General features: G+C 38.2%; 16 protein-coding genes and 1 riboswitch. Of the genes, 10 read left to right on the forward strand and 6 right to left on the reverse strand.

Annotated elements, in window-relative coordinates; genetic code table 11:
• Positions 1-7: 7 nt before the first annotated feature.
• From iscA to CXF71_RS16840, 7 genes are all read left to right on the forward strand, one after another.
• Complete coding sequence (gene iscA, locus CXF71_RS16810; protein ID WP_101234076.1) at positions 8-331, forward strand: iron-sulfur cluster assembly protein IscA; 324 nt, start codon at positions 8-10, stop codon at positions 329-331.
• 183 nt (positions 332-514) lie between these two features.
• Positions 515-1,042: a co-chaperone HscB gene (hscB, locus tag CXF71_RS16815; protein ID WP_101234077.1), complete on the forward strand. Its 528-nt coding sequence runs from the start codon at positions 515-517 to the stop codon at positions 1,040-1,042.
• A 99-nt stretch (positions 1,043-1,141) separates the two neighbouring features.
• Positions 1,142-3,004: a Fe-S protein assembly chaperone HscA gene (gene hscA / locus CXF71_RS16820; protein WP_101234078.1), complete on the forward strand. Its 1,863-nt coding sequence runs from the start codon at positions 1,142-1,144 to the stop codon at positions 3,002-3,004.
• 92 nt (positions 3,005-3,096) lie between these two features.
• Entirely contained in the window at positions 3,097-3,435 is a 339-nt protein-coding gene (fdx, locus tag CXF71_RS16825; RefSeq protein WP_101226722.1) for an ISC system 2Fe-2S type ferredoxin, read from the forward strand.
• 225 nt (positions 3,436-3,660) lie between these two features.
• The gene (locus CXF71_RS16830; protein ID WP_101234079.1) at positions 3,661-4,275 is read left to right on the forward strand and encodes a LysE family translocator; all 615 of its coding nucleotides are present in this window, start codon (positions 3,661-3,663) and stop codon (positions 4,273-4,275) included.
• A 182-nt stretch (positions 4,276-4,457) separates the two neighbouring features.
• On the forward strand, positions 4,458-4,787 hold the full coding sequence (locus tag CXF71_RS16835; RefSeq protein ID WP_101234080.1) for a VF530 family DNA-binding protein: 330 nt from the start codon (positions 4,458-4,460) through the stop codon (positions 4,785-4,787).
• A 665-nt stretch (positions 4,788-5,452) separates the two neighbouring features.
• A complete protein-coding gene (locus CXF71_RS16840; protein ID WP_101234081.1) occupies positions 5,453-5,896 on the forward strand; it encodes a CBS domain-containing protein in 444 nt (147 codons plus the stop codon).
• A 428-nt stretch (positions 5,897-6,324) separates the two neighbouring features.
• Here CXF71_RS16840 and CXF71_RS16845 read toward each other — a convergent pair whose 3' ends face one another.
• On the reverse strand, positions 6,325-8,664 hold the full coding sequence (locus tag CXF71_RS16845) for a peptidase U32 family protein (RefSeq protein ID WP_101234082.1): 2,340 nt from the start codon (positions 8,662-8,664) through the stop codon (positions 6,325-6,327).
• Between the two features lie 134 nt (positions 8,665-8,798).
• Here CXF71_RS16845 and CXF71_RS16850 point away from each other — a divergent pair, with 134 nt between their 5' ends.
• Positions 8,799-9,512 (forward strand): glutathione S-transferase, encoded by a 714-nt coding sequence (locus CXF71_RS16850; protein ID WP_101234083.1) that lies wholly within the window; start codon positions 8,799-8,801, stop codon positions 9,510-9,512.
• Here the strand turns inward: CXF71_RS16850 and CXF71_RS16855 are convergent.
• The 3 genes from CXF71_RS16855 to CXF71_RS16865 form a co-directional block, all read right to left on the reverse strand.
• Positions 9,509-10,042 (reverse strand): NUDIX hydrolase, encoded by a 534-nt coding sequence (locus CXF71_RS16855; protein ID WP_101234084.1) that lies wholly within the window; start codon positions 10,040-10,042, stop codon positions 9,509-9,511. The two genes, CXF71_RS16850 and CXF71_RS16855, sit on opposite strands and share 4 nt — an antisense overlap.
• 172 nt (positions 10,043-10,214) lie before the next feature.
• Positions 10,215-10,418 carry a helix-turn-helix transcriptional regulator gene (locus tag CXF71_RS16860; RefSeq protein ID WP_101226729.1) on the reverse strand — a complete coding sequence of 68 codons (204 nt, stop codon included), beginning with the start codon at positions 10,416-10,418 and terminating at the stop codon, positions 10,215-10,217.
• Complete coding sequence (locus CXF71_RS16865) at positions 10,415-10,837, reverse strand: hypothetical protein (RefSeq protein ID WP_101234085.1); 423 nt, start codon at positions 10,835-10,837, stop codon at positions 10,415-10,417. The genes CXF71_RS16860 and CXF71_RS16865 overlap by 4 nt, the downstream gene beginning before the upstream one ends.
• 231 nt (positions 10,838-11,068) lie before the next feature.
• On the opposite strand from CXF71_RS16865, the gene CXF71_RS16870 reads away from it, so the two are divergent.
• The gene (locus CXF71_RS16870) at positions 11,069-11,446 is read left to right on the forward strand and encodes a response regulator (protein ID WP_101234086.1); all 378 of its coding nucleotides are present in this window, start codon (positions 11,069-11,071) and stop codon (positions 11,444-11,446) included.
• Between the two features lie 256 nt (positions 11,447-11,702).
• The gene (locus CXF71_RS16875) at positions 11,703-13,052 is read left to right on the forward strand and encodes a hypothetical protein (protein ID WP_101234087.1); all 1,350 of its coding nucleotides are present in this window, start codon (positions 11,703-11,705) and stop codon (positions 13,050-13,052) included.
• Positions 13,053-13,217: 165 nt separating this feature from the next.
• Here the strand turns inward: CXF71_RS16875 and CXF71_RS16880 are convergent, their stop codons facing one another.
• Positions 13,218-15,095, reverse strand: coding sequence for a TonB-dependent receptor domain-containing protein (locus CXF71_RS16880; RefSeq protein WP_101234088.1), 1,878 nt, complete (start codon positions 15,093-15,095; stop codon positions 13,218-13,220).
• 36 nt (positions 15,096-15,131) lie between these two features.
• Positions 15,132-15,283, reverse strand: a riboswitch (cobalamin riboswitch).
• A 38-nt stretch (positions 15,284-15,321) separates the two neighbouring features.
• Positions 15,322-16,227 (reverse strand): cobalamin-binding protein, encoded by a 906-nt coding sequence (locus CXF71_RS16885; RefSeq protein ID WP_232771524.1) that lies wholly within the window; start codon positions 16,225-16,227, stop codon positions 15,322-15,324.
• Positions 16,228-16,282: the final 55 nt, after the last annotated feature.

Raw genomic sequence — 16,282 nt, forward strand, 5'->3', positions numbered from 1 at the left:
GATAGCAATGGCTGTTACCATGACTCCTGCTGCAGCTGAACGTGTTCAATCGTTCATGCAAAACCGTGGGAAAGGGCTTGGGCTTCGCTTAGGTATTAAAACCACTGGTTGTTCAGGTTTAGCCTATGTGCTGGAATTTGTTGATGATTTAAATGAAGATGATCAATTATTCAATATTGAAGATGTCAACATTATCATTGACGAGAAGAGTCTTGTTTATCTTGACGGCATTGAGCTCGACTTTGTTAAAGAAGGCTTGAATGAAGGCTTTAAATTCACCAATCCTAACGCCAAAGGTGAGTGTGGGTGTGGTGAGTCGTTCAACGTCTAAGCTAATGTGTGATAACGAGTTCATCTCTTAGCTATTTTGCTCAGTTGCAGTGTTGAAAGTACTCATTGACTAACGTCAACTCCGTGCTTTCGCCTTGCCTCAGAGCAAACTATCGTTGAGCTGAATTCATTATGGCGAGATCACTTTGTAAGTGCCCGTCCATGTAAAATCAGAGTAAAAATTTTGAATTACTTTCAATTATTCAACATTGAAGTTTCCTTTGATGTCGATTTACAGCAACTTTCATTAAATTATCAAACCTTGCAAAAGACTGTGCATCCTGACAAGTTTGCCCATGCATCAGAGCAAGAGCAGCGAATTGCTGTACAAAAATCTGCACATATTAACGACGCTTATCAAACACTTAAAAACCCATTACAACGTGCCCAATATATTCTTGTGCAACGTGGTGTAGCAATGCCGAACGAACAGCATTCTTTCCAAGATACCAGTTTTTTAATGCGACAAATGGACTTGCGAGAAATGCTTGAAGACGTTAGACACTCTGGTGACGTTGATGCAGCATTGCTGGAAGTGCAAAGTGTTTTGTCGACAGAATACTTACAGCTTTCTCAGCTAATGAGAACGCAACTTAGTGAAAATAATGCAGCATCAAATAGTGCAGCATGCGATAATTTACGTAAATTAAAGTTTTATCAAAAGTTAAATGTTGAAGTGGACCGTCTTGAAGACAGTTTATTGGATGACTAGTGTGACTAGCAAACACTTCAACGTTAAAGACTTTTCATTAAGCTAAGAACAAAACCTAAACTTGAATTTAACCTTAAACTAAATCATTGAAATAACATCATGGCTTTATTACAAATTGCAGAACCCGGTCAAAGTACCGTTCCTCATGAACACAGATTAGCTGCAGGCATTGATCTTGGTACCACGAATTCCTTAATAGCTAGTGTACAAAGCGGTAACGCAAGTACCTTAAGCGATGATCAAGGCCGTGATATATTGCCATCTATTGTTAGCTATCAAGCAGACAATATTTTAGTTGGCCAGGCAGCACAAGCACTTAGCATTGAAGATGCTCAAAATACGATTACTTCTGCTAAACGCTTAATAGGTCGTTCACTGAAAGACATTCAAGGCAAATATCCCTCTTTACCTTATGAGTTTTGTGGTGATGAAAATCATCCTGAAATTATGACAAGGCAAGGCGCTGTTAACCCAGTTCAGGTCTCTGCAGAGATATTAAAAAGCTTAAACTTAAGAGCACAAGCTGCTTTAGGTGGAGAGCTCACTGGTGTTGTTATTACCGTACCAGCTCATTTTGATGATGCTCAAAGACAAAGTACAAAAGATGCGGCAAAATTAGCTGGTGTTAGCGTACTTCGTCTATTGAATGAGCCGACAGCTGCCGCGGTAGCTTACGGGCTAGATTCAGGGCAAGAAGGTGTTATTGCTGTCTATGACTTAGGCGGCGGTACCTTTGATATCTCTATTTTACGCTTAAACAAAGGTGTATTTGAAGTGTTAGCCACTGGCGGTGATTCTGCGCTTGGTGGAGATGACTTTGATGTTGTTTTAGTTGATCATCTTGTTGAACAAGCTGGTTTAGTAAGACCTTTATCACCTTCGCTAGAGCGTCAACTGATGCAGCAAGCTTGTTTTGCTAAAGAACAGTTAACCGTTAACGAACAAGTTGATATCACTATTTCTCTTGATGACGATAGTGATTGGAAAACAAGTTTAACCAAAGTGCAGTTGAATGAACTTATTGGCGCATTAGTTAATAAAACATTACGTGCTTGTCGTCGCACGCTTAAAGATGCTGATATTACTATTGATGAAGTTATCGAAGTTGTGATGGTTGGTGGTTCAACTCGCGTACCTTTAGTGCGTAGTGAAGTTGAAAAACACTTTAAGAAAACACCTTTAACGTCAATTGACCCTGATAAAGTGGTCGCTATCGGCGCAGCGATTCAAGCCGATATTTTAGTGGGTAATAAACCTGATAGTGATATGTTATTACTTGATGTGACGCCGTTATCGCTTGGCTTAGAAACCATGGGTGGTTTAGTAGAGAAAGTTATTCCACGCAACACCACAATACCGGTGGCAAAAGCACAAGAATTTACCACTTTTAAAGATGGTCAAACAGCTATGGCTGTTCATGTATTACAAGGTGAACGTGAATTAGTTGAAGATTGTCGCTCGTTAGCCCGTTTTGAATTACGTGGTATTCCTGCCATGACAGCAGGTGCAGCACATATTAGAGTAACCTTTAAAGTTGATGCGGATGGTTTACTGTCTGTATCGGCGATGGAAAAATCTTCCGGTGTGGAAGCTAGCATTGAGGTTAAACCTTCATTTGGTCTTGAGGACAATCAAATTAGTCAAATGATCAAAGATTCAATGAGTAATGCTGCAGAAGATATGCAAGCGCGTATGTTGAAAGAGCAACAAGTTGAAGCATCTCGTGTTATCGAGTCTGTTCAAGCCGCTTTACTTGCCGACAGTCGGTTACTTGATAGTGATGAAGTGATAATCATTGAAAACGCTATTAAAGCACTTGCGAAAGTGAGCCAAGGTATTGAAGTTAAAGCGATAGAAAATGCGCTTGATAAGTTAAACGACAGCACAGCAATATTTGCTGAACGCCGTATGGACAGTTCAATTAGCCAAGCCCTTGCGGGTCAGGCCGTTGATAAAATTTAGCGTTTCGTTAGAATATGTTTTAAACAATATTTAAAGCATATTCAAATAATATTTAAGTTAGGCGAAAGCCTTGCAAGCAGAGAATAAATAAAATGCCAAAAATTATATTTTTACCCAATGCAGAGCTATGTCCTGATGGCGCAGTAGTTGAAGCCGAAAAAGGTGAGAGCGTATTAAACGTTGCTCTAAGAAACGATATCGGTATTGAGCATGCTTGTGAAAAAGTATGTGCGTGTACTACCTGTCACGTTATTATTCGTGAAGGCTTTGACTCTATCGAAGAAGGCGATGAACTCGAAGAAGATATGCTTGATAAAGCATGGGGATTAGAGCCTGAATCACGTCTTAGCTGCCAATCTATTGTTGGTGATGAAGACTTAGTCGTGGATATCCCTAAATACACAGTAAATATGGTATCTGAAAATCACTAGTTGGCTTGATTAACATCATATTATGAAAGGGTAATAACATGAAAATGTTATTACCCTTTTTAGTATTGGAGAGTAGTTGATAATGCCTACTCTGCGCTAATATCATTTATACTCGTTACCAATCTGCGTAAGTAGCTGCTCATTTTCCTCATGAAAAAGTAGTGACTTAATTAAGCCAATGGGTATTAAATTAATTAAATTTTTAATCAAATAGTAGAGTAAGTTATGGCCTTAGAGTTGTGGTTATCGTTAGTTGTTATCTGTGTCTTAGGCGCCTTATCTCCGGGACCATCATTGGCATTAGTTGTGCGTAATACTATGTTGGGCGGCCATAAACCAGGTTTAGCTACTGCCATTAGTCACGGCTTTGGTGTCGGCTTGTATGCGGCTATTGCAGTAACCGGCATTGGTCTTGTTATTGTGCAGTCACCACTCATTTTTCAAATTATTCAATACACAGGTGCAGCTTTTTTGCTTTATTTAGCGTTCAACGCGCTAAAAAGCAATGGCAGTAATATTGACCTTGAGGTCGAACAAGGTCAAAACGATAAACGTATAAATGGCTGGCGCGATGGATTTTTATTGGCTTTTTTAAACCCTAAGTTAGCGATATTCTTTTTAGCTTTATTCAGCCAATTTGTCGATGTTAATGCCAGTCTAACTCACAAATTAATTATGATTTTTACGGTCGGCGGGCTTGATACAATATGGTATTGTCTTGTGGTATTTGGCTTAACAAGAGGGCCCGTGTTGGCAAAACTAAAAGCGAACAGTCATATAATTGATAAAGTTACAGGTGTGGTTTTACTGTTACTTGCAGTGCGTGTTGTAATTAATTAGGTGATAGAGCGTTTTTACGTCATTACCCTGTTATTAATTTAAAGAAATAATGGATAGATCACAGAGTATTCAACATTAACTTTTCTATAAAGTGCTTGGTGTACTTTTACCTGAGTTAAACGCATATGTCTGTCAATATTTAGGAAACTTGTTACAATGCTATTTTTGATTTTAGGTAGACTATGAATAAAAGTAATGATCCGCTACACGGCGTTAAACTTGAACAGATTCTAACAGAACTGGAGAAGAAAATTGGTTGGGATAAGATGGGTGAGTTACTTAATATTCGTTGTTTCACCAATAAACCGCGTCTCAAATCAAGTTTGAAATTTCTGCGTACAACCCCTTGGGCACGCAGTAGAGTTGAAATTTTATACCTAAAAACATTTTGTAGTAAGCATAAAGAAACGGGGAAATTAATCAGGGGAATACTCGCCCAGAATAAAGCAGTAGCAGAAACGACTTCCACCAAGCCCACTCCCTTTGTTTGGCCAACATCGAAAAATAAATAGACTTATGTCACACTGAAGACATTAGTATTTGAAAATTTTATATATTTTGATCTACAGCAGACATGGCTTAACAATCACATTCCTCTAGCAGCTTCCCGATAGCTGACGTTCCCATTGATAAAATTTTAAGCTTTTGATGATGACTTTTTGCCAATAAGTCGTTCAGCCTCTATGTGTACTAAGCCACCATTGCCGTCAGTCACGACGTTGTATTGAGATAACTAGCGCGCATAGAGGGCATTATTTGGGACTTGTGACTAACGTCACTCTAAGCCTCATAGCAGTCGTTTATATTCTGTTATTGAACGTATGTCTCTCACGGGGCAATTTTCAGCGCTCAAACATGTTTTATCGCTTATTCATAATATGAATGATTTTCTCCCACGCGATTCAACAGTTATCAATAGACTGATACGGATTGCCTTACCTCAGCGCAGGCATGCCTCGGCTGACAGCACCATTTCGGTGCAAAGAAGAGCCCTTCAACCCGGTAACCGCTATACATTACCAGGCAGTGGTTGCATTTTGTGTCGTGTAAAATAATTAACTCACTGTAATAAAACAGTTAATTATTAAATTTAAAAATATGGCGCGGCCTTTGCTTTCTATCATTCGCCAACAACCAACAATACCCAAACGAGCGACCCACGCTTTAGGAGCCAAACATGCAGACTATCACCGCTAAAACCATCATGGATCGTTCACCGTTATCATTTCGCCCAGATAGCGGGGTGATCGTCGCCCTGCGCCAACTGCTGACCGCCAGTCTGTCCGGTGCACCAGTGGTTGATGCCGATAACAATCTAATCGGCTTTCTGTCTGAAGCTGACTGTATGCGCGGCGCGCTGATGGGAGGCTACTTTTCGACCATCGGCGAGTTAGTTCGAGACCGGATGACAACCGAAGTTGAATCGATCGGTGCCAATACCAACTTGGTCGATGTCGCGGAGAAATTCCTGCACAACAATCGCCGGGTACTACCAGTGGTTGAGGAAGGCAAAGTGGTCGGACTGGTGCAGCGCCGCGGCGTACTCGAGCAACTACTGGAGCAAATCGACAGCAAGAGCGAACAGGTGGAGTATAGGAAGAATAAACGTCATTTCTCCTAAAATCTAAAGTATGGAGTCAATCTTTAGATTTAATACTCGTGCTAATAGATTACTTTCTATAATTCACATATTCTATATACCCATGTTACTTCAAGATGCAGGATTCAGCTGGAATTAGAAACGTTTTTAGGCAAGGCATTGATTGAAGATAATGGTTGTTCCCTTATCGATATCTATAACGTAGCTTAAAACGTTTCTAAACCAGCCCTACGGGGATGTCTGAGCAAATCATGTTTTTCGTTGCCTCTATTTTTAAGGGAATAACCCTTAATAAAAAGAGGCGCCTCGATCATGAATCGCACAGGCATCCTGAAACGAGCATCTTGAAGTATCATGGGTATATAACTAAAAAGCCGCTAACAGGTAAATGCTAGCGGCTTTTTTATTGTCAAATTTCTCTCAAAGTCGACTCTTTACAAGAGAGTTAATTATAAACCGTTATGGTATTGCACATTGGTTGAGTCTGGCACAAGTGAGTTAAGCTTATCTTGAGCATCTAATTGCTCAACGGATAGTTCGTTAGAGTAACTAGTTTTTTTGTGCTTATCGCCTTTAAGTAACTGTTCAAATTGCTTAATGAGCATCACTTTATCAGGAGACTCTTTATCACCAGCACCAATGTTGGTTAAATCAATCATGAAACCATCATATAATTCCGTCAAGTCCTGTATGATTTCGGTATTTAAAAATTGATCTTTATTATAAATACTTGGGTAACCCGCTTTTTGCTTATCAATAGCAAAAGAAACACCCTTAAGGTTAGTAATGCTGGTCGACTTATCGCATGACAGCATACAGCCATTATCAATGCGCGGCTTTTCACAACCAACACTTTGTTGGAAGAAACACTGTCTGCTAGTCATTAATAAAATAGGGTGGTAAACGCTGTAAAGCATCTTAAAGTTTTCAGGACGGGCGATAGTTTTCATTTGTTGACGGTTTATTTCATTTGAAATAAACGCACCGCTACAGTTAAAGGATTCTTTCATCGCTAATAACGCATAAGAGTTAGTCGTATTTAAGAAAGGTCCTGCAATCCACTCTATACCTAATTCAAATGCTCTATTGGCTATACCTGTGTTATTGGTAACAATTAATTTAGGCTTTACTTGCTCTAAAATATTGACTGCTACATCATAATCTTTACCAATTAAGACTGATGGGAACCATGGAATAAGGCGAGGATTTTCTTTGAAAAAACTAACGTATTTAGTGCAGCCACGCTTATAAGCATCAGGTAACTTAAAGTAAATATCGGCATCGGTTACATCACCAAGATTAATATCGCTTTCATCACATATTAAGAGCGATAATTTTGCTGTATCGTCTTGTTTATCGTGACGTATTAATTTAGGCAATTCTACTTCTGCTAATACAGTTTTGCCGTCATTGAGTAGCGCTGCTATTTTATTTTTAAGCGTAGTAAGCTCTTTAAAAGGAATAGTGACACTTTCTGGCATATCGTCAGTAGATAGCTCGCTTAAGTTAAATTCTGCGTTATTGAAGCTTTTAAAACGCTTTTCTATAGCACTATGATCAATGCAGTTTTTTTCACTAGCGATAAGTGCACGTTCAGAATGCATAACATGCGTTTGTTCTTTTGGCGCTTTATCAGCAAACCCTTGGGTTATTTTATTGCCATGCGTCTCGTTAATTTTGATGGTAACGGTTAATGGTTTACCGACTTCACCCGAGAACACTAATGAGAGGTTACGTTTATCAATACTAAGGTGTTTAATTTTATCAAATACGTCTGCGTGTATTGCTTCTTTTTCGTCATTTAAGCTTTGTTCAACGTCTTGAATTTGTACCACAGAAATAGCATTACTTTTATCAATAGCATGATATTTTGAATTATCACGTGGATTTTCTATAAACATCGATTGGTTTAAATCGCCACGTAAAAATGCATTAGAAAAATCACGGTTGAATACTTTGTAAAGGCGTTCGCCATCTTCAAGTAATTCACCGGTTTCTACAAAGCCATCTATTTGTTTACGGAAGCTATCAATAACGGTGTGTACATAACTTGCACCTTTAATGCGTCCTTCAACTTTAAAAGAGTGAACGCCAGCCTCGATGAGTGCCGGTAAATCAAAAAATGCTGAGTTGTCTTTAATATTTAATGGGAATTTATTACCTGATTCGGTAGGTTTATATTCTTCGCGACAGGCTTGACTACAACGGCCTCTATTACCTGAGTTACCGACACTGGCAGAGGTTGAATAACATAAACCAGAAAAGGCGACACATAATGACCCGTGCACAAATACTTCGGTAAGTACGTTTTCTTCTTGTGATACGGCAGTAATAGCGGTGATTTCTTTTAAATCTAATTCACGAGATAAGTTAACACGCGAGGCACCCAGTTTTTTCAAAAACGGAATTTGGCCAATGTTATGGGTTGTTAATTGTGTCGACGCATGGATATCAAGGGTAGGGAAGTGCTTTTTAAGGATATACAGCATGCCCAAATCTTGCACTATGACACCATCAAGCGTGGTGTTGGCTAATTTACTCAATAACTTAGCAAGCGTTTTAAATTCGCGCTCTAGAATAATTATATTTAGCGTTAAGAATATTTGGCATTCATACTCATGCGCGAGTCTAATAACACCGACGAGTTCATCAAAAGAAATATTAGCAGCACGATTTCTAGCATTAAAAGTATCTAAACCGCAGTACACTGCATCTGCGCCAGCAATAATAGCTGCTTTTATCGCGTCGATATCACCACCAGGGGCTAATAATTCAATTTTAGGACTCATTTATACAACTTTGGCCTGTTATCTAGGCAGTTAAATTTCAAAGGGGGGATTTTACCGATATATTTAGCCAATGAATACAGTTAAGGTACCTCTTTAAAGTTATTTTTTATCGTAGTACTGGAATATTTATAGCAATGAATAAGAGTGACAATGAATTTTTCCATGGAAAAAGCAATGAAAAGGCTAATAAAATAAAAGCGTTACCTATTTTATATTCGTTAAGAAATTGCCCCTATGCGATGCGTGCCAGACTTGCTATTTTTAAAGCGCAGCAACAAGTATTATTGCGCGATCTGGTACTGAGTAATAAACCCGCTGAAATGATAGCTGTATCACCTAAAGGTACTGTGCCTGTATTGGTTTTAGCAAATGGCCGAGTGATCGAAGAAAGTTTAGAGGTTATGTTATGGGCTTTACAAGAAACGGATCCCAATGATCTTTTAGATTGCCAAAACGAGGGCGCATTATCAGAAATGCTTTTGCTCATTAATGAGTTCGATACTGACTTTAAAAGCTGTTTAGAAGCATACAAGTGTGCCAAACGTTATCAAGAGGATAATGTGGCGCAGTGCAGAGAAGTTTGTCAGCAATACATAAAAAGAGTAGAACAGCGTTTAACTGAGCATACATTTTTAATGTCAGATAAAGAAAGCCTGGCAGATATTGCGTTAATACCCTTTATTCGACAATTCGCACGAATCGAACGCCAATGGTACCTGCAATCACCTTACCCAATGGTAAGGCAATGGTTAAATAGTTATTTGCAGAGCCCTATTTTTACTAAAGTAATGGCAAAACACCCGTTATGGGTCGATGAGCCACAAGATGTTTTATTTGGCGTAAACTAACATGGCAGTGATTCGTTGAGTAATTCACTGACAATGAGTTTGAGTAAAAAGGTCTCTCGTTCTATCGATAGGCCTTTTTTGTCACTTTTCGCTATGGTTTCTTCATTGTGAGCAATGGCCTGATGTATATTCATCCAAACAGGGTGCATACCATTATTGAGTTCATGGGCTTCAAGTTCCGGCTCAAGTAATTCATCATCAATGGTGCAGGTATAGCAATAAGATTGCATATGCATAATATCAAAGCCACTTTTATGCCATGGACGGTACTCTTCGTAGAGACCAAACTCTTCAATATCTTTAACATTATGCGCGCCAGTTTCTTCTTTAAGCTCGCGGATTAAACCATTGATAATGCTTTCACCTTCATCTACCCCTCCACCGGGTAAGCTATAGTCGTGATAACGTTTGGTATAAAGCAGTAAGATACTTTCACCATTAAGCACTATCGCTCTGGTGGCTTTTCGGGTAAAGCTTTTGGCTGAAAGAGTGTTGATATCAGCATGAGTTGTTGATTTGAGTAGACGCATAATTGGGCAGTTAATAAGATAATGATTAATATTTATTGAGTTATAGGTGGGGACTTGCATGACGTTTATCAAGTCAGTTGAACTCACAGTAATCCTCAGGACAAGCATTAATATAAGGGATAGAGTCGCGTTAACAATGATTAACGCGACAAGTTTTTAGCAATCAAACACACTATACTGTTTCAACTTCATCATGAAAAATGTCTTCAATGGATAAGTTAAACAATCTCGCCGCTTTAAATGCCAGAGGTAAACTTGGATCAAACTTACCTTTTTCAATGGCATTGATAGTTTGTCTTGATACCTCTAAAGCGCTGGCAAGTTGTGCTTGTGTCCAGTCACGTTCAGCACGTAATACTTTCAAGCGATTTTTCATTGGTACTTCCTATGACCAGAAATTACTGCTAGCAGATAAGTTATACCCATCAAGATAACCAAATGAGCAATTTCTGGTTGAAAAGTTATCAACTTTATATCTTCTAATAATTCGTAGCTCAAGCCAACTACTAAGCCGACCCCTAGTGCTAATGCCATTGCTTCCAGCAATATTTTTTGCTGCATTTCATCTAGACCGCGCAAATACGCTCGGTTGGCGATTAGCATACGAAGACCAATAGCTAAATTAACGACTAGTGCAATAATGGTTAAACTTGTATTGAAATCCCAAATAAATTTTGGTGCAAAAGCAGCAATGGCCATGGTGACTACCCAGGCAATGGTCCAATTTCTTAAGGTTATGTTATTGGCGATGTTTTTTGTTTGATAGTTGTTTTTTTCATAATCTGGATTTGACATAAGTAAACTCTCTTTGATTAAATGTAAAGTAGGTTTGACTTTATTGTAGTCGCGTTGGTTCGTAAGTCAAGTGGACTTTACAAAAAGGTTGGTTTACTAGTCTTTATTTTGTTGTGTCTTAAATTGTAATAGAAGTACATTGATGATGTGGTGGAAAAATAATTATACAGCGCTATAATTTTTACTTAAAATTTTATTAGTGAACTAAGCCTTCAACAACGGAGTAATAAGATGAAAATATTAGTGGTGGATGATATGCCATCAATGCGTCATGTGATGATGCATATGCTAACTAATTTAGGCTACAAAAATCCTGATGAAGCAAGTTGTGGGCTACAAGCGTTGAAAATGTTGCGATTGAATAATTATGATTTGCTCATTACAGACTTACATATGCCTAATTTAAATGGCGAACAATTGTTAAGTAAAGTGAGGGGAGATAAAAAACTCTGTAACTTACCTGTATTGATGGTATCTAGTGAAGATGATAAGGCTAAGATAGTTGAGCTTATTGCCAGTGAAGTGACGGGTTTTATGGTCAAGCCTTTTAATTTAAGTACCTTGAAAAAACAGTTGCATTGGATACATAGCAATAGGAATATTGCTTAATAGGGGCGCGACTTTTAATTCATCATATTTCTAATATTTACTGCCAAAGTAGTGTTTTACCAGCGCCATAATAGGCGCGCCTACCGACGAAATACTCAGAACTAAAGTTAGCTAATTGCTGATGAAATTGGGTATAATTCCATTGAACAGGTTTTTAAACGTCATATTAACTTCAGATTATTACGCTGAAGTCATAACATTTATATCATTTTCACTTACCCGTTATTTTTTGAAATAATACCCTAAGGATTTCCCCTTGAACAAATACTTCATATCCCCTTTATTGCTTACCCTATTTCTCCAAGGTTGCGGTAGTAGTTCTTCAGATACACCAGAGATACCCGAGATACCAGTCGAGCCAGTAGAATATACTTTTTCATTAACAGCACAATTGACTAACGATTGCGGTGTCGCAAGTGCCTTTACTGATGTGGAACTATTACTTCAAGATGATACGTGGCAAACACTTAACACTTATAAAGCCGATGATAATGGTGTTATTAGCTTTGTAACGGAGAGTGAATTTATTAACTACACCCTAGTGGCTAAAGACCAGCAAGGAAGTGAAGCACAGGGCTTAAATGTTGTCAGTTATTATCAAGCGAATAGTGCTACGCCATCGCATTATCAAGCGCAATTTGATGAATCTATTGATAATACCAGTTGTGAATGTGTGACACAAAACTTGAAGTTAACACATCGCTCGTTTACGACTCAAACATCGGTGACGAGTTCTCTGGACTTTACTAGCACTAGTATTATAGATAGTGGTACTACATTATTTGAAGGGGTTAGAGCATGCAAAACTTTAGATGGAGACTGGCCATTAAGTTCATTTTCTATAGCAGGTACAGATCTAAATGAAAAATCGATAGGGGTTGCTGGATTTATTGATGAGTTTACCATCAATGGAGAGGGTATTTGGCTATTATCCGCATTAGAATTTGCCGATGTATTTCAATTAAACCCACCTTATCAAGAGACTAGCACTAATCAGATAATTCAAGGGACTAAGCATTTTTCTGCTGAAATCACTAAAGATGAGCAAAGCTTACTTCTTTTTGATACCCATCCATATGTCAGTGAAGCCTATTATCAATCTCATGCCAGTGTTACTTTTGTACCTAGCGACTCTATTTTTCGTAGCTCTGTGATTAAAAATCATCATCAAATCATTTCACCGAGTGCTGAAGAGTCTTTGACTATAATGGCTAGTGAGTATCAACCTGCTTTTAACGAACCATACTTTGATGAAATTAATACTGATGGTAGCTACGACTATAGCGCAGTTGCCGGATATCCTATGGCAATCATCAACTTTATCTTTACTGCTTATGATCCAGATACAAAGTTATTAATGCCTGCAAAGTGGACATTTTATGGACCAGATAAAGGTGTGTTAGCGATAAGTGCGAAATTAACGGGTTATGAAGATATTATTAATCTTGATTCCAATATAGAACGCACAAATGTGCGCTTAATAAAAAGTAATATGAACAATGATTATCAAGATTATATTAAACATTATCAAGGTGATATTACTTTGGATGTGAATAATGATTTTGTTAAAAATATGACCGCAGCAGAACTTGCGCTTAAATTTTAATTAACTAATTGATACGATTAAAAAAGCCTGCAATTGCAGGCTTTTTTGTCCAGTGAAATAAATTTTTATAATTTACTTCATCTATTATTAACGTGACTTAAAGCCAATATTAGGAATACGTATTGGCTTTAACTGTCAAATCGATTGTATAACGATAACGTTAGATTAAAATTTATAATCTAACGTTATGCTATAACCACGCTCAGCTCCTGGGTATTCACTTGCGGTTTGATAATTTTTATCAGTTAGGTTTGTCACTTTAGCGAATACATTTATTTGGCTATTTAAGCGATAATTTACCCCGACATCAAACAATGTATAAGCTTTTAACGTTTTATCCATAGCATTAGCATTATCGTAACTACTGCCTTGATAATTGGTGTCGAAAGTAAAATCAAGCTCGCCAATCGAGTAGATAAGATTATAATTAGCAGAGAAATTTGGTCGACGAGCTAACTGTCGTGCTGTCGTTTTATCTTCAGCATCAACATGACTCAATGTTAACGTGTTATTCGTGTTGTAAATGTCTGCAGTAAAAGTTGCTTCAGCACCTAATATTTTAGCTTGGGCAATATTTTTAGGCTTCCAGTTGTATGGATCAGAAATGTCAACTTGAGCCCATTCGATTAAGTTATCAATATCTGTATAGTAGATTGATATTTCTGCAGAAAATAGTTCATGTTGATAGCGGGTTAAAAATTCTGAGCTATCAGCTGTTTCTGAAACTAAGTCAGAATTACCTGACCAAGGGTAATACAAATCATTAAAGCTGGGTGCTTTAAAAGCAGTACCGTGACTTAAAGAGAACAATAACTGTTCACTCACTTGGTAACCAGCGGCTAATTGATAGGTAGTTTCACCATTAATGTCTCCCACTTTATCGTAACGAACAGAGGCTTCTATTTTAATCTGCTCAATATCATGACGACCGGTAACGAAAATAGCGTTAGCATCACGTTGAGTTTCATCGTATGCGTAATTACTATCGATGTGTTCCGTATACCACTCGACACCTGTAGTTATTTCTGAAGAGTTAGCAAAGGGAAGCTGAGCTAAAGCTGTTATTTGATCACGAGTAGTGATGAATAAGGTATTTGGATTATTAAAGCCATTTTGATCATTGAAATTACTGTAGTTATCTTCATTACGGTCTTGAGAAGTACTTAAACTCAATTGTAAATATAGTTGCTCTAACTGAAGATGATTTCTTAATAAAAAATGATAGTTTTCGTAACTGCTCTCATCACCACTGTATTGGGTATTTGCATCTATTTCAGTAGTGCCTTGATCGTACTGTGTGTTTAATTCAAGCGCATACTGCTTGGTAAATTGGCTAGTACCAGAAAGACCTACCGATTGACGGTCGTAACCATCATTATCACTTTGGTCAGCCGTATATATACTGCTACCATCAGGAACGATCACATCAAAACCGTTTGATTTTTCAGCTGTTGCGCTTAACGTGTAGCTATGATTTTCATTACCAAAACCTAAAGCACCATAACCTTGGTACAAACTATCACTGCCTACTTTTATGCCTGCTTGGCCTTCACCTGCTTTTAAGTCGCGGGTAAAAATTTGAATTACGCCACCAACGGCATCGGATCCCCACAAGGCAGCTCTAGGTCCCTTTATGACTTCTACACGTTCAACCAATTGAACCGGTATGTCTGCAATGCTCTTTACGCCAAGTGTGGCAGAGCCAACACGAACACCATTTACTAACACTAATACGTGGTCAGAATTAGTGCCACGTACAAATGACGAAGACTTATGAGCAGAAGTACCTTGAGTACTAATTGAAATACCGGCAACACGACCCAGTAAATCACTGATGGACAATGGTTGGATCTGTTCTATATTTTCTCGGGTAAATATATTCACGGCAGCTAAAGTATCAAATTTGTCTTGAATACTGCGGTTAGCAGTAATGACAATGTTTTCATCAGCTTTATTAATCATTGCAGTGTTAGTTGGCGCTGCAAAAGAAAGTGATGAGTAAAGTAGGCTACTAATACTTAATGCTATTATTGTTTTTTTCATGTTTTCCTCAGTTATAGGCACCCACCGTGCTTACAATGATAAATTAAATTTTAGGCCGGTCTCCGGACTTGAGATATCAAAAGTTGATAGCTCACACCGTTGCGGGGGCAGTATTGGTTTAACCAATTTCCCGTTTCACCTTTAGCAATTGTTGAGGTCATTTTATTACTCAAAAAAAAGCTATTAGGCACCTAAAATGCTTCTTAGTGACTAGCGTTTAGGCTAGCTATGTTTTTTGTTGCAAAATCGTTCTAGTTTGATCGATGGTTGCGCACAAATCTTTTAATGCCGTTAAGCTACGTAAAGTCATGCGATGCATTGCATCGGCATCAGGCTGAATTATCTGTTTATTGGCAACGGCTGGTATAATTGGCCAATCTTGCCAATTAAAAGCTTCACGGTCTTTTTGATTTACCGATAGTGGCTGAATAATTAACTGAACTGAAGCGGGTAGTACTTGCTCAATACTAATTTGCGGGTATGGCGTGATTACCTGCTCAAATGGGTTTTTCACTTTACAAACATTTAAAAACTGCTGGGGCCAACTGCCTTTAGCAACGGTTGTTAAAGGGCGTGACCAAAGCTCGTAAAAGCCAGTGATTTCAGTTTTATTTTTGTAGGTGTTTTTTATAATTGCTAATTCGTGTTCAAATTTTTTCGCCACTTTTTCGCCTTGCACTGTGTGACCAGTAATTTTAGCAAAACTGCGCAATTCGTTCGCTATATCTTCAAACGAATACGGTTGTGAGTAAATAACCTTGAAACCAAGTTGTTCTAACCTCGCCAAATCATCACTTGGGTTACCACTTTTCCACGCGATTATTAAGTCTGGCTGAAGCTCAATAACACGCTCTAACTGCAAGCGTACATAATTACCTATTTTCGGGATTTTTTTTGCTTGTTCTGGGTAGTCAGCAAAGGCTGTAGTACCAATTATTTGTTCGCCGGCGCCAATATCATAAAGCATTTCGACAATGTGTGGCGATAACGCAATAATGGTTGGCTTGCTTTTTTCTTTCTTTAATTCTGAACGCGTTTCTTTATTTTGTTCTTTATCAGGCACGGCAAAAGCTGAGCTTGAAATGACAAGTAAAGAACAAAGTAGGGCGGTCAATTTTATTGCATATTTCATGGGATCGTTCTGTGTAGTTGCTGTGTAGTTACTATGTAATGTTTGTCACTTATTT

Origin of the sequence: Colwellia sp. 12G3 (genome assembly GCF_002836775.1) — a bacterium.
GTDB lineage: Bacteria > Pseudomonadota > Gammaproteobacteria > Enterobacterales > Alteromonadaceae > Colwellia.